Source organism: Maricaulis sp., from assembly GCF_030149425.1.
GTDB lineage: Bacteria > Pseudomonadota > Alphaproteobacteria > Caulobacterales > Maricaulaceae > Maricaulis.
Genome location: NZ_JASBRQ010000063.1, coordinates 1 through 26,955, shown reverse-complemented (window position 1 = coordinate 26,955; position 26,955 = coordinate 1). Strand labels below are relative to the sequence as shown.

Annotated in this window: 26 protein-coding genes and 1 pseudogene; 9 read left to right on the top strand and 18 right to left on the bottom strand. The window is 60.1% G+C overall.

The window, feature by feature from the left end:
• Window positions 1–54: 54 nt before the first annotated feature.
• From Q1V57_RS10970 to Q1V57_RS10915, 12 genes and pseudogenes are all read right to left on the bottom strand, one after another.
• Window positions 55–750, bottom strand: coding sequence for an IS6 family transposase (locus Q1V57_RS10970; RefSeq protein WP_300530559.1), 696 nt, complete (start codon window positions 748–750; stop codon window positions 55–57).
• Between the two features lie 31 nt (window positions 751–781).
• Window positions 782–928, bottom strand: coding sequence for a hypothetical protein (locus Q1V57_RS10965; protein WP_300530557.1), 147 nt, complete (start codon window positions 926–928; stop codon window positions 782–784).
• 389 nt (window positions 929–1,317) lie between these two features.
• Window positions 1,318–1,887 (bottom strand): annotated as a pseudogene (locus Q1V57_RS10960) (IS6 family transposase).
• A gap of 25 nt (window positions 1,888–1,912) precedes the next feature.
• Window positions 1,913–2,599, bottom strand: coding sequence for a carbonic anhydrase (locus Q1V57_RS10955; protein ID WP_300530554.1), 687 nt, complete (start codon window positions 2,597–2,599; stop codon window positions 1,913–1,915).
• A gap of 68 nt (window positions 2,600–2,667) precedes the next feature.
• Window positions 2,668–3,882, bottom strand: coding sequence for a hypothetical protein (locus tag Q1V57_RS10950; RefSeq protein ID WP_300530551.1), 1,215 nt, complete (start codon window positions 3,880–3,882; stop codon window positions 2,668–2,670).
• A 55-nt stretch (window positions 3,883–3,937) separates the two neighbouring features.
• Window positions 3,938–4,753, bottom strand: coding sequence for a peptidylprolyl isomerase (locus tag Q1V57_RS10945; RefSeq protein ID WP_300530548.1), 816 nt, complete (start codon window positions 4,751–4,753; stop codon window positions 3,938–3,940).
• Window positions 4,750–5,454: a respiratory nitrate reductase subunit gamma gene (gene narI, locus Q1V57_RS10940; RefSeq protein WP_300530546.1), complete on the bottom strand. Its 705-nt coding sequence runs from the start codon at window positions 5,452–5,454 to the stop codon at window positions 4,750–4,752. Before narI ends, Q1V57_RS10945 begins: the two co-directional genes overlap by 4 nt.
• Complete coding sequence (narJ, locus tag Q1V57_RS10935) at window positions 5,451–6,149, bottom strand: nitrate reductase molybdenum cofactor assembly chaperone (protein ID WP_300530543.1); 699 nt, start codon at window positions 6,147–6,149, stop codon at window positions 5,451–5,453. Before narJ ends, narI begins: the two co-directional genes overlap by 4 nt.
• Window positions 6,149–7,675 (bottom strand): nitrate reductase subunit beta, encoded by a 1,527-nt coding sequence (gene narH / locus Q1V57_RS10930; RefSeq protein WP_366145135.1) that lies wholly within the window; start codon window positions 7,673–7,675, stop codon window positions 6,149–6,151. Before narH ends, narJ begins: the two co-directional genes overlap by 1 nt.
• On the bottom strand, window positions 7,672–11,412 hold the full coding sequence (locus Q1V57_RS10925; protein WP_300530539.1) for a nitrate reductase subunit alpha: 3,741 nt from the start codon (window positions 11,410–11,412) through the stop codon (window positions 7,672–7,674). The genes narH and Q1V57_RS10925 overlap by 4 nt, the downstream gene beginning before the upstream one ends.
• Before the next feature lie 11 nt (window positions 11,413–11,423).
• Window positions 11,424–13,031 carry an antiporter gene (locus Q1V57_RS10920; protein ID WP_300530536.1) on the bottom strand — a complete coding sequence of 536 codons (1,608 nt, stop codon included), beginning with the start codon at window positions 13,029–13,031 and terminating at the stop codon, window positions 11,424–11,426.
• Window positions 13,032–13,120: 89 nt separating this feature from the next.
• Window positions 13,121–14,500 (bottom strand): nitrate/nitrite transporter, encoded by a 1,380-nt coding sequence (locus Q1V57_RS10915; protein WP_300530534.1) that lies wholly within the window; start codon window positions 14,498–14,500, stop codon window positions 13,121–13,123.
• 242 nt (window positions 14,501–14,742) lie between these two features.
• On the opposite strand from Q1V57_RS10915, the gene Q1V57_RS10910 reads away from it, so the two are divergent.
• The 9 genes from Q1V57_RS10910 (at window position 14,743) to Q1V57_RS10870 (ending at window position 20,802) form a co-directional block, all read left to right on the top strand.
• A complete protein-coding gene (locus Q1V57_RS10910) occupies window positions 14,743–15,441 on the top strand; it encodes a helix-turn-helix domain-containing protein (RefSeq protein ID WP_300530532.1) in 699 nt (232 codons plus the stop codon).
• Entirely contained in the window at window positions 15,425–15,973 is a 549-nt protein-coding gene (locus Q1V57_RS10905; RefSeq protein ID WP_300530530.1) for a molybdenum cofactor guanylyltransferase, read from the top strand. The genes Q1V57_RS10910 and Q1V57_RS10905 overlap by 17 nt, the downstream gene beginning before the upstream one ends.
• Window positions 15,974–16,109: 136 nt before the next feature.
• Window positions 16,110–17,129, top strand: a complete 1,020-nt coding sequence (moaA, locus tag Q1V57_RS10900) for a GTP 3',8-cyclase MoaA (protein ID WP_300530528.1) — start codon at window positions 16,110–16,112, stop codon at window positions 17,127–17,129.
• A gap of 2 nt (window positions 17,130–17,131) precedes the next feature.
• On the top strand, window positions 17,132–17,377 hold the full coding sequence (locus Q1V57_RS10895; protein ID WP_300530525.1) for a MoaD/ThiS family protein: 246 nt from the start codon (window positions 17,132–17,134) through the stop codon (window positions 17,375–17,377).
• Window position 17,378: 1 nt separating this feature from the next.
• A complete protein-coding gene (locus tag Q1V57_RS10890) occupies window positions 17,379–17,849 on the top strand; it encodes a molybdenum cofactor biosynthesis protein MoaE (protein WP_300530522.1) in 471 nt (156 codons plus the stop codon).
• Complete coding sequence (locus Q1V57_RS10885) at window positions 17,846–18,361, top strand: molybdenum cofactor synthesis domain-containing protein (RefSeq protein ID WP_300530519.1); 516 nt, start codon at window positions 17,846–17,848, stop codon at window positions 18,359–18,361. Before Q1V57_RS10890 ends, Q1V57_RS10885 begins: the two co-directional genes overlap by 4 nt.
• Before the next feature lie 2 nt (window positions 18,362–18,363).
• Window positions 18,364–18,846 carry a cyclic pyranopterin monophosphate synthase MoaC gene (moaC, locus tag Q1V57_RS10880; protein WP_300530516.1) on the top strand — a complete coding sequence of 161 codons (483 nt, stop codon included), beginning with the start codon at window positions 18,364–18,366 and terminating at the stop codon, window positions 18,844–18,846.
• 10 nt (window positions 18,847–18,856) lie between these two features.
• A complete protein-coding gene (gene glp, locus Q1V57_RS10875; protein ID WP_300530512.1) occupies window positions 18,857–20,047 on the top strand; it encodes a gephyrin-like molybdotransferase Glp in 1,191 nt (396 codons plus the stop codon).
• Window positions 20,047–20,802, top strand: a complete 756-nt coding sequence (locus Q1V57_RS10870) for a sulfite exporter TauE/SafE family protein (RefSeq protein ID WP_300530509.1) — start codon at window positions 20,047–20,049, stop codon at window positions 20,800–20,802. The genes glp and Q1V57_RS10870 overlap by 1 nt, the downstream gene beginning before the upstream one ends.
• Here the strand turns inward: Q1V57_RS10870 and Q1V57_RS10865 are convergent.
• From Q1V57_RS10865 to Q1V57_RS10840, 6 genes are all read right to left on the bottom strand, one after another.
• Window positions 20,799–21,974, bottom strand: a complete 1,176-nt coding sequence (locus tag Q1V57_RS10865; RefSeq protein ID WP_300530506.1) for an NnrS family protein — start codon at window positions 21,972–21,974, stop codon at window positions 20,799–20,801. The genes Q1V57_RS10870 and Q1V57_RS10865 overlap by 4 nt on opposite strands.
• Before the next feature lie 93 nt (window positions 21,975–22,067).
• Entirely contained in the window at window positions 22,068–22,787 is a 720-nt protein-coding gene (locus Q1V57_RS10860; protein WP_300530504.1) for an anaerobic ribonucleoside-triphosphate reductase activating protein, read from the bottom strand.
• Window positions 22,759–24,639 carry a ribonucleoside triphosphate reductase gene (locus tag Q1V57_RS10855; RefSeq protein ID WP_300530501.1) on the bottom strand — a complete coding sequence of 627 codons (1,881 nt, stop codon included), beginning with the start codon at window positions 24,637–24,639 and terminating at the stop codon, window positions 22,759–22,761. Before Q1V57_RS10855 ends, Q1V57_RS10860 begins: the two co-directional genes overlap by 29 nt.
• Before the next feature lie 134 nt (window positions 24,640–24,773).
• Window positions 24,774–25,784 carry a pyridoxal-dependent decarboxylase gene (locus Q1V57_RS10850; RefSeq protein ID WP_300530499.1) on the bottom strand — a complete coding sequence of 337 codons (1,011 nt, stop codon included), beginning with the start codon at window positions 25,782–25,784 and terminating at the stop codon, window positions 24,774–24,776.
• Window positions 25,784–26,527: a hypothetical protein gene (locus Q1V57_RS10845; RefSeq protein ID WP_300530498.1), complete on the bottom strand. Its 744-nt coding sequence runs from the start codon at window positions 26,525–26,527 to the stop codon at window positions 25,784–25,786. Before Q1V57_RS10845 ends, Q1V57_RS10850 begins: the two co-directional genes overlap by 1 nt.
• 187 nt (window positions 26,528–26,714) lie before the next feature.
• Window positions 26,715–26,955 (bottom strand): hypothetical protein (locus Q1V57_RS10840; RefSeq protein WP_300530496.1); only part of this gene is annotated, 241 nt, incomplete at its 5' end.

Genomic DNA, 26,955 nt, shown 5'->3' with positions numbered 1-26,955 from the left:
CGGTGCTGTCAGACGAAAACGGATCGGTCTCGAAAGACCGGGGTCGAGCCTAACTCAGGCCGCGAGTTGACGCCATTCGGCCAGGGCTTGAGTACGGTTTTCCTTGAATTCTTCACGGCGGTGGAAATGGCGTTCGAGATTGAAGTGGTTGTGGATGGAGGACTGGACGGCGGCGAACTTTTGAAGACTTCGCATCGACCTGAACCGCGTCATGGTTTTTTCTCGCCGCCGCAAGGGTTGATGTGAGTTTTCGGCCCTGTTGTTGAGCCACCTCCCGGTCTCCTGGCGATGGATCACACCAAGCTCGCGAAACGCGGACTTGTAGGACGGAAGTTTATCGGTGACGATCATCTCGGGTCGACCGTAACGCTTCATCGCATTGCGCAGAAACTTCAGCGCTGCCTTGCGATCTCGTCGTTTGGTGACGTACGCTTCGAGCACTTCCCCTTCGTGATCCACAGCGCGCCACAGGTAGTGAAGCTCACCGTTTATCTTCACGAAAACCTCGTCGAGATGCCAGGTCCAGTTTGAATAGTTCGTGTTCTGGACGCGCTGCTTCCGGATCGACTTCGCGAAGAGTGGACCGAACCGGTTCCACCAAAATCGAACTGTCTCATGCGTTAGATCGATGCCACGTTCGTGAAGCAGGTCTTCGACGTTGCGCAGCGATAGCGGGAAGCGGATATACATCATCACCGCAAGACGAATGATCTCGGGCGATGTTTTGAAATACTTGAACGGGTTACGCATCTGCGGAGGCTACGAAACCACTACCTTGCGCTCAAGGCCAAGTTCCTCTGACACTGCCCTGGTCGGTAACCCCAATGGCCTTCACAGCCGCAGCGATGCTCTCGCCCTGGCTCTGGCGTACCTCAACCTCCCGCAAATGCGCGATGATCTCCTCGGCCTTGTAAGTCTTGCGGCCCATTTTCGAACTCCTCAGTTGGAGCCAAACCCTAACTCACAAAACGGGCCACTTTGCGGGGAGCAGTCCACCGAGCAATCACCGCAGCAAAAGCGCCAGTTGGCGGATTTGGATGTTTCATTGGCCTGGGCATGTGTCTAGGATGATTGGACATTAGAAATGTATTGATTGAGGTATCAGCTCAATGCGTAAAAAAGAGTGGCTTAGGCGTGCAATGTCGCCGGCGGATTGAAAGCGCCCGCTGAGAGAAGCCGCTGCGGCGTGGGAATCCGGCGCGACGCCTTAACAAGGTTCCGCGTTACCATGAAATCTTCTACCCGCGCACTCGCAGCATGTGCTTTCACGCTGCTCACCGCTTGCACGCACCCCGCACCCCAAATGGATGCGAGCCACTACTTGCAGGAACGGAACCGGTTCATGATTTTCTCTCGTCGCCGCAATGGCTGATGCGAGTTTTCAGCCCGGTTATTGAGCCACCTGCCGGTCTCCTGACGAGGGATCATACCAAGCTCGCGAAACGCGGACTCGTAGGACGGAAGTTAATCGGTGACGATCATCTCGGGTCGGCCGTAACGCTTCATCGCTTTGCGCAGAAACTTCAACGCTGCCTTGCGGTCCCGGCGTTTAGTAACGTACGCCTCAAGCACCTCGCCTTCGTGATCAACGGCCCGCCATAGATAGCGGGTTTCACCGTTGATCTTCACGAAAACCTCATCCAGATGCCAGGTCCAGGTCGAGGAATTCGCGTTCTGAACGCGCCCTTTTCGGATCGACCTCGCGAAGAGCGGACTGAACCGATTCCGCCAAAAGCGGACCGTCTCGTGGGTAATGTCGATGCCGCGTTCGTGGAGCAAATCTTCGACGTTCCGTAGCGAGAGTGGAAAGCGGACAAACATCATCACCGCGAGGCGGATGATCTCGTGCGACGTCTTGAAATATTTGAACGGGTTACGCATCCGCAGAGGCAACGAAACCTAGACTCCGGGCTCAAGGCCAAGTTCCTCTGACACCGCCGTTGCGCGCTTTCATGGGCGCTCCGATCTGGCCGGACAATTTCGCCGGAAAGGCGCTCGAAAGACCCGTAAAGGAGCTGATCGAGCAGTCCAGATCGTGCAGGAGGCCGTCCTCCAGCGAATAGATCCAGCCGTGCACGGTCAGCGACTGATGCCTGCGCCAGGCATCCTGGACTATGGGGTTGCACGCGACGGAACAGACCTGGCTGGCGACATTGGCTTCGCACAACGCGTCCAGCCGGCGGTCTTCGTCCCGTATGCGCAGAAGATGATCGGCAAACTCGTCAGCGGCATCGCGCACCGGTTGCAACCAGTGATCGACCAGGCCATGGCGGCAGTCATCAACCGCAGCCGCCACCCCGCCACAGCCATAATGTCCGCAAACGATGATGTGACGCACTTTCAGCGTCTCGACCGCGTATTGCAAAACGGCCAGAAAATTGGTGTCGCTGGGACAGGCGATATTGGCGACATTTAGGTGCACAAAGAGATCGCCGGGCTTCAATCCCAACACCTCATTGGCCGGGACACGGCTGTCGGAGCACCCGATCCAGAGATACTCCGGTGATTGCTGTCCGGCAATGCGGCTGAAGAAGTCGGAATCCTCCGCGATCTTAGACGCGGCCCATTCCTCATTGTTCCGCAACAGTGTCTCGATCATGGCGATGCCCCTCTCTGCAGCCGGAATGAAATGTGCCAGGCAATCAGATTGCCGGGCACACTGATGAGTTATCGCGAATAGGTCAGGCCAAGCCAGAACTTGTCCCGATCTGCCGGCCCGCTGTCCCCGCCGTCGAATATGGCGGCCTTGAACTGAAGCGAGACATTATCCGTCAGGCCGGAATTGACCACGAAATCGATCTCGGAACCCAGATCGCCACCACCGTTTTCGGAGTCGAAATCATGATAGATGATCGCCGTGTTCAGACTCTGGCCGATTGGAACTTCCGGGAAGGTATACCCCACCCGAATATAGATATCGCGGATACCGTCCGCCGGGGTCGTCAGGAAGGCATCGGCCCACCCCTGGAACTTGTGCAAAGTGGCGAGAGGCGTCATGAATCCAACGGTCCCGTTGCCGTTCAGCTGCTCCACGCCAAGGAGTGCATTGAGACCGTTCTGGCTGACACCGATTTCTGCCCGGAACATGGACAGATCGAAGCTGAGCGGATTGTCCGCATGATCGCTCTGGTGGGCGTATTCGATCAGATAGCGCCAGGACGGTTCGCCCTCGCCGCCAAATGTTCCCGTCCAGTTGACGCCATAGGTCGCATTAGAAATCACACCCGCATCCTCGACATCAGCCAGGATGGCAAAACCGGTCAGCGTTCCTGCGCCGGCATCATAGGCCGCCAGCAAGGCATGCGCGTTGAGGTCCAGCTCTCCGGCCGGGTGATCATCACCGAAGATGCGGTGCACGCGGTCCAGATAGGCATAGGTGACATTCAGCCCGTCAACCGGCTGGAGTCCAAAAACCGCCGCATCGAAAGTCTGCTCGTTCTGGCGGAAACCGACATTGCCCACATAGCGGGCATCACCGAGAATTATGCGTTGACGCCCAAGCATGGCGCTGTAGCCATCCGCATGTGTCCAGGAAATCTGGGCGCGATTGAGCTCGGTTGCCTCGGGGTCCGCAATCACCGGGTAACCGGCCAACCCGTTGGTCGTATCGTTGAAATCATCCACCAGATGCGTGACGTTTTCGCCCTCGATGAGGAAGCTGAAATTTTCAGACAAGGTCGCCTGAACCCCGAAACGGGTGCGCAGGGTCAGCGCTTCCGCCTCATTGGCGGCTCCATCCTGGTCCACGCTTTCGCCACGCAGGCGCATGTTGAGGATCCAATCCACGCCCTCTTCCGCCGCCGCGGACGCCGGGGCAGGCAGCAGAGCCACGCTTGCCGTGGCAGCCAGAAGTGCGGTTTTCAAGAAAGCTCGCGTTTTCATTTTTCCAAGTCCTTGTTGTGCCGGGGTCCCCCTGACACCGGCCGAATGTGATCTGTCACTGCACAAGCGGGGAGTTGGCCCCATGCAGCTCGACGCCCTCGATCTTCGCCTCGCCGACCACGAGCGACACGAACTGGGCAACGGCGCGACGCCAGCTGGCATCACGCAGGAAATCCTCGATAAGCGGCCGGGCTTCCTCAAACTCGGGAAGTTCCCCGACCCGTTTCCGGTCTAGGCGGATGATGTGGAAGCCGTACGGCGTTTCCACGGGTTCTTCCGTTAACTCACCAGCCGACAGGGCCAGCATTGCCGCCTCGAAGGCTGGCGTGGTCTCGCCGCGCGCCACCTGTCCCAGCCGCCCGCCATCCGCGGACGAGTTACAGGCCGACATTTCCCGCGCCAGCCGGTCGAAATGGTCCGGGTGGAGCTTGAGATGGGCGATCAGGGCCCGTGTGTCGGCCCGGACAGCATCATAGGCGATCGCGTCCTTGCTGTCCGCCTGCAAAAGGATATGGGCGGGCTCGTAGATGTCTGCAGGACGAAAACGTTCGCGATTATTCGCGAAATAGCGCCGGCAACTCTCCTCGTCTGGCTCGGGGACAGAGATCTCCTGTTCCGTCAGAGCTCGGATCAGGGCCTCGTCCGGATCCTCATGTTCGCCAACCTCGACCGACAACTCCCGTGCACGCGCGGCCTGGAGCAGGCTTTCGCGGATGACGAGCGCCTCGGCAGCAGCTTTCCAGGCCGCTTCCGGACTGTCAGAAGGATGGTGCTGGGCCTCCGCCGCAATCGCTTCCGGCTCGATCAGAGTGCCATTGACGCGCACATCGGGCGTGGCAACAGCCGTTTCGATGAGTGTGTGACCGCTCATTTGGGACCTCCTGGTACCGGCTTGCTGCGCACGACCTGGTAGCCCCGGCGGAAGATGTAGCGCGCGGGCGCGCTGAAAATGTGGACGAGGCGCGTGAACGGGAAGATCAGGAAGATGGTCAATCCCAGGAAGAGGTGCGCCTTGAAGATCCAGTGGGCGTGCTCGATATAGCTGGACGCTGCGAAATCCAGCGTGAAAATGCCCTGCGCCCAATTCATGAACGTCACCATTTCGTGGCCATCCAGATGGTTCATGGACACGAAGATCGTTCCCAGCCCCAGCAGAAGCTGGAGATAGAGAATGACCAGGATGGCGTTGTCGGAGAAGTTCGAGGTCGCCCGGATCCGTGCATCTGCCAGGCGGCGGTGCAGGAGCAGTGTCGCCCCGATCAAAGCCAGGACGCCGGCGACACCACCCGCGATGATCGCCAGCAATTGCTTGGCCCCGTGACTGATCCCCAGCGCGTCAAAGATCGCGATGGGGGTGAGAAGTCCGACCAAGTGACCAAAGAAGATCACCAGCACGCCGAGATGGAAGAGCACCGAGCCCATGACCAGCTGTTTGCGCCGCAAGAGCTGGCTGGACCCGGCCTTCCAGGAATAGGGTTCGCGGTCATAACGGATCATCGACCCGACCACGAGCACGGCCAGTGCGATATACGGATAGATGCCGAACAGCGCTGTGTTGAGAAACTCGCTCATGCCTGGCCTCCCTGGCGTTCCGGGGTGTCGACGGGCGCATTCATCTTGGCGACCATCTGGTCCGCGATCGGACATCCCTGTTCACCCGGACCGAAGGTCACAGGCTCTTCAGCCCAGGCCTCGTCGAGTGCTTCCAGGTCGTCCGGGTCCTCGTCTTCGGTGTGGATATCGGCGATACCGGCGGCTGCATTGGTCGCCGCGACCGACAGAAGCGCGCGGAAGACCGCCGCATAGATCGACTTGCGCTTGCGCATGCGATCCCGCAACGCCTCGAGCACATGACCCGGCTCGCCCAGCAGGGCTCGGGCTTCCTCCAGCGGTAGCGTGGACAGAAATTCCAGGAATAGCGGCAGATAGTCCGGCAATTCCTTCGCCGAGATCTCCAGCCCGTTGCGTGCATAAAGGTCCTGCAGGTCCACCATGGCCTGGCCGCGATCACGGCTTTCGCCATGCACGTGTTCAAACAGGTGCAGGGAAAGCGATTTCGACCGGTCGAACAGGGAGACATAGCGCTCCTGCAGGTCATAGAGATCGCCTGTTGCGAGCTGGTCGATCAGATGTCCGAGGCGGAGCTGTTGCCCGACCGGCAGCAGCCCTTCCTGTTCCAGCACACCCCGAAACTCGGGAGATGCCGCCTGGATCGCTTCTGTCGGATAACTCAGAAGTGCCGCGAATATCTTGAATGTCCGGGTCATCAGGCTTTCTCCATCGGGTTCATGGGTGCGCGGTTTTTCGACTTGCCAAACAGCGATCCGGTGGAAGACCCATCGGAACAGCCATTGCCGAAGCTGAAGCCACAATCCCCGCGCAGGTCGTAGGCGTTTTCAGCGTATTCACGGTGGCTGGACGGGATCACGAAACGATCCTCGTAATTGGCGATTGCCATGATGCGGTACATGTCCTCGATCAGGGCGGGGTTCAGCCCGACCTTCCCGGCCATGTCCGCCTTGATCTCACCGTCGATCGTCTTGGCGCGCATATAGGCCCGCATTGCGAGCATGCGCTCGAGCCCCAGTGCCACCGGCTCCTCGTCACCCGCCGTGAGCATGTTGGCGAGATAGCGCAGCGGGATCCGCAGGGAGCGGACGTCCGGCATCTCACTGTCGACGCCAATGGCACCGGCTTCGGCCGCGTTGGAAATCGGTGACAGCGGCGGGACGTACCAGACCATCGGCAGCGTCCGGTATTCCGGGTGGAGCGGGAAGGCGACCTTCCAGTCCATGGCCATTTTGTAGACCGGGCTTTCCTTGGCCGCTTCCAGCCAGGCCTCGGGGATGCCTTCTTTCCTGGCCGCCTCGATCACTTCGGGATCATTCGGGTCGAGGAACATGTTGAGCTGGGCCTCGTAAAGGTCCTTCTCGTCGGCTGCCGAAGCCGCTTCCTCGATACGGTCCGCGTCATAGAGAAGAACGCCGAGATAGCGGATCCGCCCGACGCAGGTTTCCGAACACACGGTCGGCTCACCCGCCTCGATGCGCGGATAACAGAAGACACATTTCTCCGACTTGCCGCTTTCCCAGTTGAAGTAGATCTTCTTGTAGGGGCAGGCCGAGACACACATGCGCCAGCCGCGACACTTCTCCTGGTCGATGAGAACGATGCCGTCCTCCTCGCGCTTGTAGATCGCGCCGGACGGACAGGAGGCAACACAGGCCGGATTGATGCAGTGCTCGCACAGGCGCGGCAGATACATCATGAAGGTGTTCTCGAACTCGCCGTAGATCTCTTTCTGGACACCCTCGAAATTGTAGTCCTGGGAGCGTTTGGAGAATTCACCCCCGAGAATTTCCTCCCAGTTCGGACCCCATTCGATCTTCTCCATGCGCTCGCCGGAAATCAACGAACGCGGACGTGCTGTCGGGAAAGCCTGGCTTTCCTTGGCGGTCTGGAGGTGTTCATAGTCGAAGGTGAAGGGCTCGTAGTAATCGTCGATCTCCGGCAGATCCGGATTGGCGAAAATCTTCGCCAGGATCCGCCATTTCGAGCCCATCTTGGGTCGCAGCGAGCCGTTGCCATTGCGGACCCAGCCACCATTCCAGCGCTTCTGGTTCTCCCAGTCCTTGGGATAACCGATGCCGGGCTTGGTCTCGACATTGTTGAACCAGGCGTATTCAACGCCTTCTCGATTGGTCCAGACATTCTTGCACGTCACCGAACAGGTGTGACAGCCGATACACTTGTCCAGATTAAGGACCATTCCAATTTGCGCACGGACCTTCATTCTGCGGCCTCCATCGCGTCAGCCGCCGGGCCTTCCAGCCAGTCGACCTTGTTGAGCTTGCGCACGATGACGAACTCGTCGCGGTTCGAACCGACCGTGCCGTAATAGTTGAAACCCCAGGATTGCTGCGCATAACCGCCGATCATGTGCGTCGGCTTGAGCGTTGCCCGGGTGACCGAGTTGTGGATACCGCCACGCTGACCGGTCGTCTGCGAGCCGGGTACGTTCACGATCTTTTCCTGGGCGTGATACATGAAGAGCGTGCCGTCCTTCATGCGCTGGGAAACCACCGCCCGCGCTACCAGAGCGCCGTTGGCATTATAGGCCTCGACCCAGTCATTATCCTCGATACCCGCCGCCTTGGCGTCGGTTTCGGAGAGCCAGACGATTGGCCCACCGCGCGACAGCGTCAGCATCAACAGGTTATCGGTATAGGTGGAGTGGATGCCCCATTTCTGGTGCGGCGTGATGAAGTTCAGCACCACCTGTTTCTCGCCATTCGGCTTGCTGTCGATAACCGGATTGACCGCCTTGGTATCGATCGGTGGTCGGTAGACACACAGCGCCTCACCAAAGGCCAGCATCCACTTGTGGTCCTGGTAGAGCTGCTGGCGACCCGTCAGCGTGCGCCACGGAATGCGCTCGTGCACATTGGTGTAGCCGGCATTGTAGCAGACATGCTCGCTCTCCAGGCCGGACCAGGTGGGCGAAGAGATGATCTTGCGCGGCTGACTGACCACGTCACGGAAGCGGATCTTCTCCTCTTCCTTGGGCATGGCCAGATGGGTGTGGTCGCGACCTGTCGTCTGGGACAGCGCGTCCCAGGCCTTCACCGCAACTTCGCCATTGGTCTCCGGGGCCAGGGTCAGGATGGTCTCTGCCGCATGGATGGCCGTCTCGATCTTCGGACGTCCCTGGGTCGGCCCGTCCTCATCGACAACACCGTTCAGCTTGCCGAGCAGATCGACTTCATGATCGGTATTCCATCCAATCCCCTTGCCGCCATTCCCCAGCTTGTTGAGGAGCGGGCCGAGCGACGTATATTTCTTGTAGAGGTTCGGATAGTCCCGTTCGACGACCGCAATGTTCGGCATGGTCTTGCCCGGGACCGGGTCGCATTCGCCCTTCTTCCAGTCTTTCACATCCATCGCCTGGGCCATCTCGCCGGGCGTATCGTGCAGGATCGGGGTGAGAACGACATCGGTTTCCACGCCAAGCTCTTCCGGAGCAATCTCCGAGAACTTCCGGGCGATCCCCTTGAAAATGTCCCAGTCGGAACGCGCTTCCCAGGCCGGGTCGACGGCCTTGGTCAGCGGGTGAATGAAGGGGTGCATGTCCGAGGTGTTAAGATCGTTTTTCTCATACCAGGTCGCCGTCGGAAGGACGATGTCGGAATAGACACAGGTCGTGGACATGCGGAAATCGATGGCGACCAGCAGGTCCAGCTTGCCCTCCGGAGCGTCAGCGACCCATTTGATCTCATCCGGACGCAGATCCTCGCCACATTCCTCGCCCAGCACGCCGTTATCAGCGCCGACCAGGTGTTTGAGGAAATATTCGTGACCCTTGCCGGACGAACCGAGCAGGTTCGAACGCCAGACGAACAGGTTTCGCGGCCAGTTCGCCGGATTGTCCGGATCGTGGCACGACATCTCCAGTTCGCCAGACTTCAGCTGGTCGACTACGAAATCCTTGGGATCGCGTCCCGCGGCGTCTGCCTCCTTGGACAGGGTCAGCGGGTTGGTCGTCAGTTGCGGCGCGGACGGCAGCCAGCCCATGCGTTCGGCGCGGGCGTTATAGTCGATCATCGAGCCGGACCAGTCCTTGTCGTCCGGCGCCGTCGGGGAGAGAATGTCCTTTACCGACAGAGTCTCGTAGCGCCACTGATCCGTATGGGCATACCAGCAGGACGTTGAGTTCTGCTGACGGGGCGGACGCGACCAGTCCAGCGCGAAGGCCAGCGGCTGCCAGCCGGTCTGGGGTCGCAGCTTTTCCTGCCCCACATAGTGCGCCCAGCCACCGCCGGACTGACCGATACAGCCACACATCACCAGCAGGTTGATCACCCCGCGGTAATTCATGTCCATGTGGTACCAGTGGTTCATGGCCGCGCCGATGATGATCATCGACTTGCCCTGGGTCTTCTCGGCATTGGTCGCGAATTCACGGGCGACAGCGATGATCTTGTCACGCGGCACACCGGTGATCTTCTCGGCCCAGGCCGGGGTGTAAGGCTCGATATCGTCATAGGACTGGGCCAGGTGCTCCCCGCCCAGGCCGCGATCCAGGCCGTAATTCGCACAGAACAGGTCGAACACGGTGGCAACCAGCGTCTCGCTTCCGTCCAGCGTGAGCTTCTTCACCGGAATCTTGCGCCACAGCACATCCGGATGGTCCGTGCCGTCGAAATGGTCGTGTTCCTGATTGCCGAAATAGGGGAAGCCGACATCAACGATGTCATCATGGTTCTCTTCCAAGATCAGCGAGAGCTCGAGATCAATGTCCTCACCCTTGCCGTCTTTCTGTTCGAGATTCCACTTGCCCTTTTCGCCCCAGCGGAACCCGATGGAGCCTTGCGGCGTGACGACCTGACCGGACTTGCGGTCAAAGGCGACCGTCTTCCATTCCGGATTGTTGTCCTGGTCCAGCGAGCCGTCAAAATCGGAGGCACGCACCAGACGGTCCGGCACATAGCGACCATCCTTCTCCACCAGTTTGACCAGCATCGGCATGTCGGTGTTTTCACGTGCATACTGCTCGAAATACGGCGTCTGCCGGTCGAGATGGTATTCGCGCAGGACGACATGCCCGAACGCCAGGGCCAGCGCGGCGTCCGTGCCCTGTTTCGGGTTCAGCCAGACATCCCCGAACTTGGACGCCTCGGAATAGTCCGGACAGATCACCGCGCTCTTGGCGCCCTTGTAGCGCGCCTCGGTATAGAAGTGCGCATCCGGGGTGCGCGTCTGAGGTACATTGGATCCCCAGATCAGCAGATAGCCGGCATTGTACCAGTCCGCAGATTCCGGAACATCAGTCTGTTCGCCCCAGGTCATCGGGCTGGCCGGTGGCAGGTCGCAATACCAGTCGTAGAACGACATGCAGACACCGCCGAGCAGCGACAGATACCGCGATCCCGCAGCATATGAGACCATGGACATGGCAGGAATGGGTGAGAATCCGAAGACACGGTCCGGACCATAGGTCTTGGCCGTATAGGCGTTCGCCGTGGCGATGATCTCTGTGACCTCGTCCCAGTCAGCCCGCACAAACCCGCCCGAGCCGCGCTTGCGGATGTAGGAATTGCGGGTCTCGGGGTCCTGCTGGATCGACCGCCAGGCCGCGATGGGGCTCAGCGTCTTTCGCGCCGCACGCCATGCCTTGAGCAGGCGCGAGCGGATGAGCGGGTATTTCACCCGGTTGCTCGAATACATGTACCAGGAATAGCTGGCACCGCGGGAACAGCCGCGCGGTTCGTGATTGGGCAGATCCGGCCGGGTACGCGGATAATCGGTTTGCTGGGTTTCCCAGGTCACCAGTCCGCCCTTGACGTAGATTTTCCAGCTACACGAGCCCGTGCAATTCGCGCCATGGGTCGAGCGCACGACCTTATCGTGCTGCCAGCGCTTGCGATAGGCGTCTTCCCAGCCGCGGCCCTCCTCGGTGGTCACGCCGTGTCCACCGGAGAAGTCTTCGCTTGAACGGGTGAAGAAGGTCAGTCGATCCAGAAGATGGCTCATACTTCTTGCTCCTATGGGTTTTTCACGTAGGCGCCGGGGCGCAGGTAGAACCACCAGTTGATGGCCACGCAGATCGCGTAGAAGACGGCAAAGCCGTAGAGGGCGTATTCCGGTGTGGTCGCCCGGATCTGTTCACCGAAGACCTGCGGGATGATGAAAGCGCCGTAGGCGGCCACCGCAGATGTCCAGCCCAGCACCGGCCCGGCCTGCTCGCGGTCAAACACAATGGCGATGGTGCGGAAGGTGGAGCCATTGCCGATCCCGGTCGCAGCAAACAGGACCAGGAAGAGCACCAGGAAGGGCGTGAAATACTGCTCCGGCGTGGCCGAGGCGTAGGCTTCGCGCATGAAATAGGCGACGCCCAGCGCCGCTGCGATCATCACGACAGAGATGATCTGGGTGACCAGGGCACCGCCGAAACGGTCCGCGATCTTGCCACCGATCGGACGGATCAGCGCGCCGATGAAGGGGCCGGTCCAGGCGAACATCAGGGCGGACGGGCCATTCGGGTTGGCCGTATCATGCGTCATCACGCCATCGACCATGATGTGCTGGAAACCGAAGATGACCTTGATGGCCAGCCCGATGGCCGCAGAGAAGCCGATGAACGATCCGAACGTCATCGTATAGATAATGGTCATCGCCCAGGTGTGCTTGTTGTTGAAGATCTTGTACTGGCGATCAAGGCTCTTCTTGATCGAGCCCGGAATGGATTTGAGCGCAAACACGGTTGCCGCAATGACCAGTGGCAGGACCAGCCACTTGCTGACACCCCAGCCCGAACCGCTCGCGGATTCAGGCAGCATCAGCCACAGGCCGGCGCTGGCTGTGACCAGACCGATCAGCAACATGCCCAGGATCTTGGCGAAAGCCGCAGGCGTTGAACCGATATCGGGGGAGACGTGCTCGTCGACAATATTGTTCATGCCCACCCACACTGCGATGACGAGCGGAACCAGGATGACGACCCAGATCAGGCCGGCATTGTGCAGGAAGGTTTCCGTTCCCGCTTCGATCTTGCCGATCAGCGTGCCGGAGGTGTTTTCCAGGATCATGGGCGCGCCGCCAAAGACACCGACCGTCATCACCAGCGGGATGAGGATCTGCATCGTGGTGACGCCGAAATTGCCGAGGCCGGCATTCATGCCCAGCGAATAGCCCTGGATCTTCTTGGGAAAGAAGAAGGAGATATTGGACATGGAGGAGGCGAAATTGCCGCCGCCGAAGCCCGACAACAGGGCCAGGATCTGGAAACTCCAGAGCGGTGTGTCAGGGTTTTGGAGCAGGATGCCTGTCCCCGCTGCAGGCAGGATCAGCAAGGCAGTGGTCAGGAAGATCGTATTGCGTCCCCCGGCCAGGCGAATGAGGAAGCTGGACGGGATGCGCAATGTGGCCCCGGTCAGGCCGGCAATGGCCGTCAGGGTAAACAGTTCGGATTGTTCAAAGGGAAATCCGAGATTGATCATCTGGACAGTGATGATCCCCCAATAGAGCCAGACGGCGAAGCCGCACAGCAATGCCGGGATCGAGATCCACAAATTCCGGTTGGCGATGGATTTCCCGGTATCTTCCCACTGTTGCGGGTCTTCCGGGTTCCAGTTTTTAAGGTCCTTGCCCATGAAAGGCTCCCTCTTGAAATTAGGAGGATCCGGGCTCCGCCCCACATTCCGGGGACAGGTTCAGGCTCTGGAGGGAGCCCGGATCAGGTTCAGCGCGTGGGATGTACAGGCGCGTCACCAAAGGCGGTGTCAGATTGATGATTGGCGTGTTGGGACGGCGCAGGATGCGGCGCGTCCGGGACGTCGCTGAGATCCTTGGCGTTGGCCAGTTCCGGGATACGGCGACGGTCCATGCGGACGATGGCCACGTGCATCCAGACCGTGGAGACCAGCACCAGAACGAACATCAGCATGAAACAGCTGGTCCAGACCCCGGTCACATCATTCATGACGCCGAACAGGATGGGCAGGATGAAACCGCCCAGGCCGCCGATCATGCCGACCAGGCCACCCACGGCACCGACATGGTGCGGGTAGTAGACCGGGATGTGCTTGTAGACAGCCGCCTTACCGAGAGACATCACAAAGCCAAGACCGCAGGCCATGGTCGCGAACAGCGGCACGCCGATACCAAAGCTGAACTCGATCGGGCCGTTAATGCCCTGCACGATATAGGTCGTGTCGGGATAGCTCAGGATGAACAGACAGACGAGCGAGACGATAAAGGTCAGATACATGACAAAGCGGGCGCCCCACTTGTCAGACATCCAGCCGCCGAGCGCGCGGAAGATGGATGCTGGCAGGGAGTAGGCCGCAGCCAGCATGCCGGCCGTCTGCAGATCCAGACCATAGGCGCCGACATAATAGCGGGGCAGCCAGGAGGCGAGCGCCACAAAGGCACCGAAGACGAAGAAATAGTAGGTCGCGAAGCGCCAGACCTGGACGTTCTTGAGAGGCTCGAGCTGCATCAGCGCAGACGGAGGTTTAGACCCCGTGCGACGCTGTTCGAGCAGGACCGGGTCATCCTTGGTGCACAGCCAGAAGATCAGCGCCATGACGACGAGCACGCCGGCATAGATCTGTGCGGTTTGCTGCCAGCCAAAGGCGACCACCAGGAAAGGTGCGCCGAAATTGGTCACCGCGGCGCCCATATTGCCGACACCGAAAATGCCCAGCGCGGTTCCCTGCGCCTTGGCCTCGTACCAGCGAGAGACATAGGCGATACCGATGATGAAGGACCCGCCCGCCAGGCCGACACCCAGCGCAGCCAACAGGAAGAGCGCGTAGCTGTCCGCCATGGACAGAAGGAACGCGGCGATGGCCGTTGTGATCATCTGGATCGGAAACATCATCCGGCCGCCATACTGCTCGGTCAGGACGCCGAGGAAGATGCGCGAGATGGAACCGGTCAGGACCGGTGTTGCCACCAGCAGACCGAACTGCGTTTCCGACAGTCCGAGATCCTGCTTAATCTGAACACCGATGATGGAGAAAATCGTCCAGACTGCAAAACAGACAGTAAAGGCCAAAGTACTCATTCCGAGTGCCTGGGTTTGCTGTCCGCGGGTGACGCCTTCGAGCGTGTGCATGTTAACCCCCCATTTCCAGCCCGAAATTGGGCCGATGAAGACAGGGAATGAATAGCCAGTTCGATTTCCATAAAAAATGTGTGTGCTTGTCGCGCGTCAAACAATCGCACCCACATCACGCCATTTAATTGTTCTGCATTGCGATCAAAACTTATGTTTTCCCGCCCATTACTTTAGATCAATTGGATGCTTGATCATTGTCAAGCCGCGCGCTAAATCCCTGCGGTACGGGGAGGAACACGGTGCGCAACGCAGACCGCCAGGCCATTCGAGATCTTCCGCTTTTTGCGGATGTCGACGAGCAACGCTTCGACGAGTTGCTCAATGCAGCCTATGTCCAGCGTATTCCCGCGCACGTGGACCTGATCCGAGAGGGCGAGCCGGCCGACTTTCTCTACGTTGTGATCGAGGGCAGCGTGGAACTGTTCTCCTCCAGCCATGGCCGGGATTCCTCCATGGCAATCGTGACCCCGATCTCAACCTTTATCCTGGCCGCGACCATCAAGGATGCCCCGTTCCTGATGTCCGCCCGCACAGTCGCACCCAGCAAGCTGCTGCTGATCCCGTCTGTGAATATTCGCGCCGTATTCGAGGCCGATACCCGTTTCGCGCGGGCCATCGTCACCGAGCTGGCCACCTGTTATCGCGGCGTCGTCAAGTCGATGAAGAATCTGAAGCTTCGCACGGCAGTGGAGCGCGTCGGCAATTACATCATTCGCCTGCAGGACAAGTCGGGCGGAGCAGATGTGGTCGAACTGCCCTATGGCAAGAAGATCCTGGCCTCCATTCTCGGAATGACGCCGGAAAACCTCTCGCGAGCCTTCGGAGCACTGCAGTCCCACGGCATTGTTGTGGATGGCCCCAGTATCGAGATCATCGACCGCACAGCGCTGGAAGCCTGCTGCAAACCCAATCCGCTGATCGATGACCCGCGCAGCTGAAGACCAGCTGACAGGGATCGTCCTGGCCGGCGGGCAATCATCACGCATGGGCGAGGACAAGGCTGCCCTGGTCTGGAAAGGTAGAACCCTGCTCGCGCGTGCAGAGGCGACCTTGATGGCCGCAGGCTGCTCATCGGTGCTGGTCAGCGGGCGGCCGGACCTGCCCAACGGCTTTGCCGACAGCCAGGCACAGGCCGGACCCGCCCACGCGCTGCTGGACGCCCTTGCCCACACCGAAGGCACCAACCGTGGTCTGCTGGTCATTCCGGTCGACATGCCGCTGTTACAACCGGACGACCTCATCCCACTGGCCAGCCGGAGCGCTGACCACGCCTGCGCCTGGCAGGACCACCCGCTACCGCTCTTCCTGCCGGCGACAGCGGTGTCGCAGCCTCGGGATGATGTCTGGTCGATCCGCAAGCTGATTGCTCGCCTCGGTGTCGACTGGCTGCAACCGGATGCGAGCCGTACGGCGCGATTGCGCAACATCAACACACCGGAAGATTTCGCCAGCCTTCCCTCTGCGGATTAGCAGACTGGAGCGAGCCCTCCCCTAGACATGCTCCCTGGACATGCGACGAGACGTCGCTTGGCGCCCGTCGAACAATTGATGTTTATCAAGACGAGGGCCATCCAATGCCCCGCGTGTTCAACGAAGGAGCGTCCGCATGGATCGCTCAATACAAACTCAGGCCTGCGCGCCACTGGTCGACACACTCGGCCGCCAGATCACCTATCTGCGCCTTTCGGTGACGGATCGCTGTGACTTGCGCTGCACCTATTGCATGAAGGCCCGGCCGCGTTTTCTGCCCAAGGCCGATATTCTCACCCACGAGGAACTCACCCAGCTGTGCGATGCCTTCATTCGCCGCGGCGTCAGCAAGATCCGCATAACGGGGGGTGAACCGCTGGTCCGGCGGGACATCATGCAGCTGGTGGACAATCTGTCCTGCCGGTTGGGCATGTCCTCGCTGCAGGAGATCTGCCTGACCACCAATGCGACCCAGCTGCCGCGCTATGCCGACAAGCTGGTCCGCGCGGGAGTTCGCCGGATCAACGTTTCGCTCGACACGCTGGACGAGCGCACCTTCGCCCGCCTGACCCGGCGAGGCGACCTCGCCACAACCCTGCGCGGCATCGACGCCGCTGACCGGGCGGGACTGAAGATCAAGATCAATGCGGTCGCCCTCAAGGGAGACAATGAACATCACCTACCGGATCTGATTGCCTGGGCCCACGGTCGCGGCTTCGACATCAGCCTGATCGAGATCATGCCGATGGGTGAGGTCGATGCGAAACGCACCGATCAGTTCCTTTCCCTCTCGACCGTCCGCGAGCGTCTGGGCGAACACTACACTCTGGTTGAGACGGCAGAGCGCACCGGTGGTCCGTCGCGCTATGTGCGTCTGGCAGAAACGGGCGGACGCGTCGGTTTCATCACGCCGATGTCGGAGAATTTCTGCGGCGACTGCAACCGTGTGCGCCTGACCTGTACCGGCCAGCTCTACATGTGCCTCGGTGGCGCGGGAAAGGTCGATCTGCGACAGGCCCTGCGCGAGGGCGGCCGCGAGGCGGTCGATGCCCAGCTGGACGAAGCCATGGCGTTCAAGCCCGAAGCACATGCATTTGATTTGTCGGCTAGGCCCGGCACGGCCATATCGCGTAGCATGGCGCATACAGGAGGCTGATCATGTCGCTCACCGTCAGATATTTCGCCGCCCTGCGCGAACGCATGGGCATGGCAGAGGAAACTGTCACCGCACCCGCGGCGACCGGCGAACAGCTCATCGACTGGTTGATCGAACGCGATGCCCTCGCCGAGATCCTGGCGCACCCGTCCACGCGGATCATCGTCAATGACGAAATCGTCCCGCGCGTACACGCGCTGAAGGCGGGCGACACTGTGGCCTTCTGCCCGCCGTTTTCCGGAGGTTAGGGTGAGCGTTACGGTCCGGGTTCAGACGGCGCGGTTTGATGCCGGTGCCCTGCTCAATGCGCTGAGCGGCCGCGACAGCGATTGTGGCGCCGTCGCCAGTTTTTCCGGCCAGGTTCGCGGGGGCCACGGCCTGCTTGCACTGGAACTCGAACACTATCCCGGGGTCACGGAGACCGCGCTCGAACGTATCGCCCGACACGCCGTCGGCCGCTGGGATTTGCGCCAGGCCACTATTATTCATCGCACGGGCCGCATGGAGATCGGCGAGGAAATCGTCTTTGTTGGCGCGACAGCCCCGCATCGGCGCGCCGCACTGGATGCGGTCAGTTTCATGATCGACGTCCTGAAAACCCAGGCGCCCTTCTGGAAAAAAGAATATGACGAGCAGGGTGAGCGCTGGGTCGAAGCCCGCGCCTCGGACGATGAGGCCGCCGCCCGATGGCTCACCCAAACAGAGGACATGCCCGCATGAACCAGCCTCCAGAACAGGTCGGCTTTGCCGTGATGACCGTCTCCGACACCCGTGATACCCGGACCGACAAGACCGGCCCATGGCTGCGGGAACAGATCACGGCGGAGGGACATGCCGTTATTGATCACGCGATTATTCACGACGAAGTCGAGCTCATCCAGGCCCGGCTGCGCGACTGGATCGCCAACGAAAGCATCCACGCCATCATCGCCACCGGCGGCACCGGCCTGACTGGCCGCGACGTCACACCGGAGGCCTTCAAGGCGCTCTATGACAAGGAAATGGAAGGCTTCAGTGCGGTGTTCCACCAGGTCAGCTTCCAGTCCGTCGGCGTCTCGACCATCCAGTCCCGGGCTACGGCTGGCATTGCAGGCGGGACGTATCTCTTCGCCATTCCCGGCTCGTCTGGGGGATGCAAGGATGCCTGGAACCATGTGCTCCGCGCCGAGTTTGACCGCACGCACAGACCCTGCAATCTGGTTGACCTTATTCCACGCCTGACGGAGCGCTGATCATGTCTGCCCAATCCGGATTGACCCACCAGGACAATGAGGGCCGCATCCGCATGGTCGATGTCGGCGCCAAGCCGGTATCGACCCGCACCGCGATCGCGCGCGCTCGCATCCATATGGCGCCCTGTGCTTTCCAGGCGATCCGCGAGGGCCAGGGCCCCAAGGGGGACGCCCTGCAAACGGCTGAACTCGCAGGCATCATGGCCGCCAAGCGAACCTCCGACCTGATCCCGCTCTGCCACCCCCTGCCGCTGACCAAGGCTCGGGTCAGCATCGAGCCCGTGGACGGCGAGACCGCTTTCGAGGTGCGCGCCCAGGTCCGCACCGACGGCAAGACGGGCGTGGAAATGGAAGCGCTGACGGCTGCGTCCGTCGCTGCACTCACGCTCTATGACATGGCCAAGGCGCTGGACAAGTCGATGACCATCTCGGCGATCCACTTGGTGGAAAAGACCGGTGGGCAGTCCGACAACTACCGGCGATAGGATGTGAAAGATGATTTCACTCGACGACGCTTTGGCGATCATCGCTGCAAATGCCCCCCCGCTTCCCAGTGAGAGTATCAGCATAGTAGACGCGCGCGACCGTATTCTGGCCACCGCACTCAAAGCAATGCGGACCCAGCCTCCTTTTGATGCTGCAGCCATGGACGGTTACGCTGCGCGATCGGTCGACCTAACAGGCGAGCCGGTGACACTCGCGATGACGGGTGAGGCAGCGGCCGGCCATGCTAGCAACCGGCCGATCGAAGAAGGTGAGTGCCAACGGGTTTCGACGGGGGCGGTTGTCCCAGACGGCGCCGATCAGGTGATCATCCAAGAAAATTGTAGGCGTATTGGCGACTCGATAACAACGGCACAGTCACCAGAGCCTGGAAAGCACATCCGTGCGGCCGGAGTCGACTTCGTAGCGGGATCTGAATTAGTCGACGCGGGCATGTCGTTAACACCCGCCGCTATCTCGCTCGCGGTCAGCGCGGGTATTCGCGTGGCTTCTGTGAGCAAACGGCCCCGAGTCGGCATCCTTTCAACCGGTGATGAACTAGTTGAACCTGGCGAGAACGCAGCGCCGGCGCAGATTATCAATTCGCTCGGCCCCGGGCTGTCAGCACTCGTAGAACAATGGGGCGGCAAACCGGTCTATCTCGGCATTGCGCGAGATAACGCTGGAGATGTTCGGGCCAAGCTAAAACATGCCGCAGATGTCGACCTGCTCGTTACAATCGGAGGCGCCTCAGTCGGCGACCATGACCATCTCCGGCGCGTTTTTGGTGAGATGAACGGCCAGTTATGGTTTGAAAAAATCGCCATCAAGCCGGGGAAACCAACTTGGTTCGGCGCACTTGACGACACACGGGTGCTTGGTCTGCCGGGCAATCCCGTATCCGCCATGGTTATGGCACAGCTCTGCCTGAAACCGCTTCTGAGTGGAATGTTGGGCCGCTCGACCTGCACATCATTCCACAGCGCTATATTGACCACGAACCTGCCACCTAATGGACCGCGCGAGAATATGATGCGTGCACGGCTGGACGAAGAAACGAAGACCATACGCCCGATTAGCTGTCAGGATTCATCCGCCATGTCCGCGCTAGTCTCCGCGAACGCGCTGATCCGTCGCTTACCGGATGCGGTTGAGGCGGCAGCCGGTGATCAAGTCTCGTATTTGTGCCTGGATGATATGTGATGCCGGTCCTGAGTCTGGCCGCGCTGTTTCTCGCAACGGCTCTGGCCTATTCCATGGTCGGCTTCGGTGGAGGGTCCACTTACACGGCTCTACTGGTTTTGGTCGACACGGATTATGAGACCCTCCCCGCGATTTCTCTGGCTTGTAACCTCACTGTCGTATCCGGTTCGACGGTCCGTTACGCGCAAGCTGGACTCGTGCGTTGGCGGCGGCTTGTTCCGCTCTGTGCTGCGTCAATTCCCTTGGCGTGGTGGGGTGGTCGCCTCGATGTGCCAGAACAAACCTTCATCACGATTCTCGGCCTTGCGCTTCTCGCATCAGCTATAGCCCTCGTCTTTCGCAATCCAGTACAAAATGGGTCTCCTCTCAGACTTCCAGTCTGGACAGAACCGCTTGTCGGGGGGAGCACCGGATTTCTCGCCGGTCTAGTTGGAATCGGAGGAGGAATCTTCCTTGCCCCCTTTTTGCATATTGCGCGCTGGGGGGCAGCCCGGGAAATTGCAGCCGCGGCCGCCTTCTTCATCCTCGTGAATTCACTGGCGGGCCTTGCGGGACAACTGCAGCGCTTGGCACGCGACCAGGCGCTCGACCAACTGATCACTTATTGGCCCTTGTTGTCGGCAGTATTAATCGGGGGTCAAATCGGCGTCTGGTTAGGCCGCGACAAGGCGTCGGACACTTGGTTGATCCGGTTGACGGCACTCTTGGTCCTCTTTGTCGCCTGTCGCTTGCTCTGGAAAGCTGCGAATTTTTAGCGATCCCCGGTTCGCTTAGCGCCCAACAGAACGGGAGTGTAGGCGAGTGCGAACACACCAAATGCGGCGCTCCAGAGGATTGCTGACACGCCAAGCAATCTCGGTTCGTTCGACAGGATCGCCGCGAGCACACGCAGCGCTGCCCCGACATGCACCAGTACAAACACCAGAGTCGTGGCCAGACCGGCAATCCGTTCGCGCCCGGTATGTCCGAGACTGGCGCGAGTCATGACCGCCAGCGTCATCCCGCCAATCACCCCGGCACCAATGGCATGAAGCCCCGCTGCTGCCGGCACCCGCTCAGGCCAGACAATGGCCCCCGCCATGATCGCCAGGGCAAGAAACATCCAAAAATATCCCGCGTGCAGTGACCACATCAGAGGCTCGCCCAAGGTCCGGTGACCCTGCCATCTCGAAAGGCGGATCAGATGTCCGAGGGCGGCTATCCCTAGCGCGCTGCCAGTGAGAAGGCTTTCAGGACGGAGGATCCACAGGACCAGCGCCAACCCGGTCAGGAGCAGAACCAGCTTGTCCAGCCCCTGCATGGGCGGCGCGGTCCTTTTTGCGGCGGTATCATTGCGACCCGCCAGCCAGTTCAGGGTAAAACTGGGCACGATACGCCCACCGATCAGTGCCACCAGCAACGCTGTGACCGCGAGGGTCATGCGGGTCGCCGGGCCGGACCCTTGCGGCCAGTGAAACGCGAAATGAGAGAGCGTGAACAGCGCCACCATCACCGCGACCGGTAGGTTGCGCCAGTTCCGCCCGGCTATGATCTCGCGCCAGGCCACCAGCGTAAAGACCGGCAGGAAGGCGAGGTCGATCGCAATCGCCCAACCCTCTCCAGAAAAGAGCATGGCCATACGGCCTGCGAGCCAAAGCACAAAAAGTGCTGCCAGCCCCGCACCGGCGACCGGCGACCGTCCGGTCCAGTTGGCGATCGCGGTCAGTGCGAACCCGCAAATAATCGCAGCAAGCACGCCATAAAGCATCTCGTGAGCGTGGCCCGCCGGCCCCGCCGCATAGCCCAGATAACCCGAATATTCGGCATACCAGATCGGCACTTGTATCGCCGCCCAGATCGCCCCTCCCAGAAAGAAGGGGCGAAAGGCGTTTTGCAGAATGGGCGGGGCATCCCGGCGGTGCGCCCCGCGGTCGATTTCATGCGCCATGGCGAGTCCCATGTCTTGATAAGTATCAAGTACCATACCTGCATTGATCGGAAGATGAGGCGCATTGTCTCGATCGCCGCATTCCGAAGGTGATCAAGCCCTGCGCACCTTGAAACCAGGGAAACGGGCTTTCAGCTCCTCGAGTAGGACCGCATCGCTGAAAACCTGTCCACCCAGCGCTTTCCCGGTGTAAGGATGACGGCACTCTTGAAGCACAAAGTCCTGACAGGACCGGCTGCTCGCTTGATCCGCTATCTCGATGATTTCGGCAGGTCCGATCAGATCCGGCCAGACCGTAACGCGGATTTCGTGCGGAGTGCCCCTCTCCGCAAGATGATCCAGGCTTGCCTTCGCTCGGACGCCGCTGCCATCAAGGCCCGTCACGGCACCATAGCGATTGAAAGGCGCCTTGATGTCCAAGCCAACCCAATCGAGAAGCCCGTCCAGACGGGCCAGTCGGTCCGGCAGCACACCCGAAGTATGTAGCCCCGTCGCAAAACCCATCTCCCGTACCTGCCTGAGAGCATCGGACAGTTGTGCCTGGGCCAATGGCTCGCCACCAGAGAAAACGATGGCTTCTAGGAGACCTCGCCGTCGCTCCAGCCGCTCTCGAATACCTGTCCAGCGGAACGCGGTGCTGCGACGTGGCTGGATAAGTTCGGGATTATGGCAATAGACACAGCGCAACGGACATCCCTGCAGGAAAACAACCGCCGCCATCCGGCCAGGGAAATCCAGCGTAGTGAAAGACTGGAATCCCCCAATCCGGAGACCGGTAAGCGCGTCAGGCCGCGTCGCGGCAAGGGTTTTCATGGAAATGCAGCCGCTCTTCATGTTCGGACTTCTTACCGGGATTGAAGGCCTCAACCGGACGGTGATAGCCCATGACACGTGTCCAGACCTCGCAGGCCTGCCGGTTCTCCTCATCGTAGCGACCGGCAGCTTTTGCCTCTTCATCGCAGACCAGGCAGTAAGGCTGCTCGCCAGCCAGATAGCCATGTTGCGGACAGATCGAGAAGGTCGGTGTGATCGTGATGTAGGGCAGATGGAACCGTTCCAGCGATCGCCGTACCAGCGCTGCACAGGCCTCGGCGTTCGACAGCTTTTCGCTCATATAGAGGTGCAGCACCGTTCCGCCGGTATAGCGGGTCTGCAAGGCGTCCTGCCTTTCAAGGGCCTCGAACGGATCGTCGGTAAAGCCCACCGGCAGCTGACTGGAATTGGTATAATAGGGCCGCTCCTTCGTGCCCGCCTGAAGGATTCCCGGAAAGCGCCGGGCATCTTCCTTGGCAAAGCGATAGGTCGTGCCCTCGGCCGGTGTGGCTTCCAGATTATACATGTGACCGGTCTCGTCCTGGAATTCGAGCATCCGCGCGCGGACATGGTCGAGGAGGCGAAGAGCGAAAGCTTCTCCCGAGGCCGACGTAATATCTTCCCGGCCGTCCGTGAAATTCCGGATCATTTCGTTCAGACCATTCACGCCCAGTGTCGAGAAATGATTTCTGAGACTGCCGAGATAGCGTTTCGAATAGGGGTAGAGCCCCTCGTCCATGAGCGACTGGATCAGCGTCCGCTTGATCTCCAGACTGTCGCGGCCAAGGTCGAGCAGGCGGTCGAGCTCTTTCATCAGGCCGGCTTCGTCGCCTTTGAAACGGTAGCCCAGCCGGGCGCAGTTGACCGTCACCACGCCAATTGACCCGGTCTGTTCGGCCGAGCCGAAGAGACCATTGCCGCGTTTGAGCAACTCACGCAGGTCCAGCTGAAGTCGGCAGCACATCGAGCGGATCTGGTTTGGTTTGAGCTCGGAATTGATGAAGTTCTGGAAATAGGGAAGACCGTATTTCGCGGTCATGTCGAACAAACGCTGCGCGTTTTCGCTTTCCCAGGGAAAGTCTTCTGTGATGTTGTAGGTGGGGATGGGGAAGGTAAACACGCGTCCCCTTGCATCACCACGCGTCATTACCTCGATGAAGGCCCGGTTGATGGTATCCATCTCGGCCTGCAACTCGCCATATGTGAAGTCAACCTCTTCGCCGTCAATGACGGGTACATCCTCGCGCAGGTCTTCCGGACAGACCCAATCGAACGTCAGATTGGTGAACGGAGTCTGTGTGCCCCAACGCGAGGGGACATTCAGGTTAAAGACGAATTCCTGCATCGCCTGGAAAACATCCTCATAGGACAGGCCGTCAATTCGCAAGAAGGGCGCCAGATAGGTATCGAATGAGGACAGTGCCTGCGCACCGGCCCATTCGTTTTGCAAGGCTCCCAGGAAATTGACGACCTGGCCGAGCGCGCTGGTGAAATGCCGGGGCGGGGCGGCCTCGATTTTTCCGGGGACGCCGTTGAAGCCCTCGATCAGTAGATTGCGGAGCGACCAGCCAGCGCAATATCCTGCCAGCATGTCGAGATCATGGATGTGAATATCGGCCTGCCGGTGTGCCTCCCCCAGCGCGGCCGGATAGACTTGGTCCAGCCAGTAATTGGCTGTCACCTTTCCCGATGAATTGAGGATTAGACCGCCCAGAGAATATCCCTGATTGGCGTTGGCCTTTATCCGCCAGTCTTTCCGGCCTGTGTATTCCTCGATCGTCGACTTTACATCGACACGCCCGGCCCCTGCCGGTTGAGCCAGCTTGTTCTGACCATCTGCTACCAAGTCCATTGCGCCCTCCAGTGACACGATATGTTGTGATGCACGCAAAAATCCGGCCTACATATTGTGCCTAAGGACAGCAAACGTCATCGCGGCGCCTTGCCGCGCGGCTCTAGGACGCACGCTTCGAGGCTTGACATTTATCAATTCATGTGTGCTTGCATGCGCTCGATGAAGCGCGGCATCAGGGCCGCTCTGATGGATTCCTCGCGCCAGAAGGGGTTCATGAACACGCACCGCAGCAGCACCATCGAATCGGTGTCGGCCTCGCCGCCATAACGCGCCACATGCGCGTTAATCAGTTCGCCGTAATTTTCCCGCGAGAGAACCGTGTGCGACACCGAGAATTCGGGATCTGCCGTGAAAGTCCGGAAAACGCTCGCTGTCCGCTCATTCGAAACACTGAGCGCTTCGCCCGGCTTTGCCAGCGAGAAGCAGAATATATTGCTGTCAGTGGGTATCAGCGGCCTGACAAGCGGTTCGCCGTCTTGAAGGGCCCGGGCAAAAAAGCGGCAGGACTCTATTGTTCCCGCCATCATCGCGCCGAAGCGGTCGGACCGGAAAGACAGGGTTTGTCCGGTCAGCCAGACCGCTGATGCTCCCGCGCCACTACGGGATCCTTCCAGTGTCATCATCCAGCGGTCATTCGCCAGTGCCCGGTCGATATAGGGAGCCGCAAACAGAGAATTGGCGTAATTCTCATGATCGCGCACCAGAAACGCCCCGCACGCATATGGCACATAACCCAGCTTGTGCGGATCAAGCGTCACCGAATTGACGCGCCGTATGGCGCGCAGCGCTTTCAGGCTACGGCTTTCGAGCACGGTTTCGGCCTCGCCGCCCAGCATGGAGCACAGAAAGCCGCCCCAGGCGGCATCGACATGATGCCAGACATCGATGCCGGCTGCGCGCAGCCTGTCCAGATGATCACAGACAGTATCAACAGGATCGATCTCCCCCGCCTCGGTCGTGCCGGCCACCGTGATCACGGCAAGCACCGGGCGGCCTACCGACCGTGCCCGCTCGATGGCATGACCCAGCGCGTCTGGATCGAGCCGGCCCATCGCATCGAGGCTGACCGGCCAGAAGGCTTCTTCGCCCAGACCGAAGACATTGGCCGCTTTCAGCCAGGAAAAGTGCTTGTTGCCTGGCACTAGCAGGACCGGGCCGCGCCACGGCTGGCCAGAGGCCTTTCCGATCCTTTCCGCTGCCTCGTACGGGTTTGACACAACAGCACTGGCCTTGCGCAGCTCCTCCTCGCTGAACGCATACTGCCGAGCCAAGGCACGATACCGCTTCCACCCATATGCCCAGCCGCAAACGGATCCATCGGCTCGCCAGCCCGTTCGGAAATAGCCAGGGCCAGAGCCAGGAAATGGTCCATACGGTAGCGCGCCCGCCAAACGCATTCGAAATTCGCCAGTGTTCCACCTGAGGTGAAGTGTCCTTTTGCCTGGCTTGGGTCGAAGCCGATCATCGTGGCCAGCAGCGCGATCGCCTCATCCTCGATGGCACCGCTCACCCGCGCCACGTCGCGCGATGTATTGTTGGGATTGTGAAGCAGTGTCGCGACATGCCCGAGCAAGGCCGGAATCGAAACCTCGGAAACCATATGGCCGATATAGCGGGGCGTATATTTCGGCACTTCGCCAGTAAGCCGGTCGCACAACTCTGCCAGTTTCTCGCCGAGCTGCTCGCGCTCCGCCAGAATAACCTGTGATCGCCGCAGCTCTTGCGGCAATGGCGACGGATCGTCCGCGAAAAGATCGCGGCGCCAGTCGAACCACTGGTCCAGTACGGCCTGAAATTCTGACCGGAACCAAGAACCGTTCTCGGATCTTGGACCTAGAAAGTGTGCAAACGCTTCGTGAAACTGCTTTCGCGGCAAAACAGTCATCCTTCAATTGGCGACAGAGCGATACCATGCCACCTTCACACCATTTCGACTTGATATTTGTCAATGCCCCATGCCGCGCAGTCTGGAGCCGGGTCTAGGCGGGATTTATATGCTCCAACCCAGACGTGTTCCTCGTACTGCCTATTATGCGCGTAGCTTTCGCATGATCACCGCCAAGCGGATGATCTCAGGCGAAGTTTTTAGATAGCAAAATGGGTTGCTCATCTGTGAAGATTGGCACCGAACGTTTGCGTCCGCCCATGAACATGACGGCCTCGGATCCACCCGATGTGAGGGCGTCGAGCGCTTCATCGCGCGTGAGGAACCGGCGCAAGGCAAGCCAGAGGCGGCGGCAGCGCGTTTGACGAGCGCCGGCGATGAGATCCTGGGCAGCGTGCAGTCCACAGCCATAGGCCTGCAGCTTGTCC

Coding starts and splice junctions, on each gene's coding strand:
- Q1V57_RS10920 (WP_300530536.1), bottom strand. CDS start 13,031: ATGGGCAAGGACCTTAAAAACTGGAACCCGGAAGACCCGCAACAGTGG.
- narI (WP_300530546.1), bottom strand. CDS start 5,454: ATGAGCGAGTTTCTCAACACAGCGCTGTTCGGCATCTATCCGTATATC.
- Q1V57_RS10970 (WP_300530559.1), bottom strand. CDS start 750: ATGCGTAACCCGTTCAAGTATTTCAAAACATCGCCCGAGATCATTCGT.
- glp (WP_300530512.1), top strand. CDS start 18,857: ATGATTTCACTCGACGACGCTTTGGCGATCATCGCTGCAAATGCCCCC.
- Q1V57_RS10845 (WP_300530498.1), bottom strand. CDS start 26,527: ATGACTGTTTTGCCGCGAAAGCAGTTTCACGAAGCGTTTGCACACTTT.
- Q1V57_RS10860 (WP_300530504.1), bottom strand. CDS start 22,787: ATGAAAACCCTTGCCGCGACGCGGCCTGACGCGCTTACCGGTCTCCGG.
- moaC (WP_300530516.1), top strand. CDS start 18,364: ATGTCTGCCCAATCCGGATTGACCCACCAGGACAATGAGGGCCGCATC.
- moaA (WP_300530528.1), top strand. CDS start 16,110: ATGGATCGCTCAATACAAACTCAGGCCTGCGCGCCACTGGTCGACACA.
- Q1V57_RS10955 (WP_300530554.1), bottom strand. CDS start 2,599: ATGATCGAGACACTGTTGCGGAACAATGAGGAATGGGCCGCGTCTAAG.
- Q1V57_RS10885 (WP_300530519.1), top strand. CDS start 17,846: ATGAACCAGCCTCCAGAACAGGTCGGCTTTGCCGTGATGACCGTCTCC.
- Q1V57_RS10945 (WP_300530548.1), bottom strand. CDS start 4,753: ATGAGCGGTCACACACTCATCGAAACGGCTGTTGCCACGCCCGATGTG.
- Q1V57_RS10950 (WP_300530551.1), bottom strand. CDS start 3,882: ATGAAAACGCGAGCTTTCTTGAAAACCGCACTTCTGGCTGCCACGGCA.
- Q1V57_RS10915 (WP_300530534.1), bottom strand. CDS start 14,500: ATGCACACGCTCGAAGGCGTCACCCGCGGACAGCAAACCCAGGCACTC.
- Q1V57_RS10855 (WP_300530501.1), bottom strand. CDS start 24,639: ATGGACTTGGTAGCAGATGGTCAGAACAAGCTGGCTCAACCGGCAGGG.
- Q1V57_RS10965 (WP_300530557.1), bottom strand. CDS start 928: ATGGGCCGCAAGACTTACAAGGCCGAGGAGATCATCGCGCATTTGCGG.
- Q1V57_RS10895 (WP_300530525.1), top strand. CDS start 17,132: ATGTCGCTCACCGTCAGATATTTCGCCGCCCTGCGCGAACGCATGGGC.
- narH (WP_366145135.1), bottom strand. CDS start 7,675: ATGAAGGTCCGTGCGCAAATTGGAATGGTCCTTAATCTGGACAAGTGT.
- Q1V57_RS10925 (WP_300530539.1), bottom strand. CDS start 11,412: ATGAGCCATCTTCTGGATCGACTGACCTTCTTCACCCGTTCAAGCGAA.
- Q1V57_RS10865 (WP_300530506.1), bottom strand. CDS start 21,974: ATGGCGCATGAAATCGACCGCGGGGCGCACCGCCGGGATGCCCCGCCC.
- Q1V57_RS10870 (WP_300530509.1), top strand. CDS start 20,047: ATGCCGGTCCTGAGTCTGGCCGCGCTGTTTCTCGCAACGGCTCTGGCC.
- narJ (WP_300530543.1), bottom strand. CDS start 6,149: ATGACCCGGACATTCAAGATATTCGCGGCACTTCTGAGTTATCCGACA.
- Q1V57_RS10905 (WP_300530530.1), top strand. CDS start 15,425: ATGACCCGCGCAGCTGAAGACCAGCTGACAGGGATCGTCCTGGCCGGC.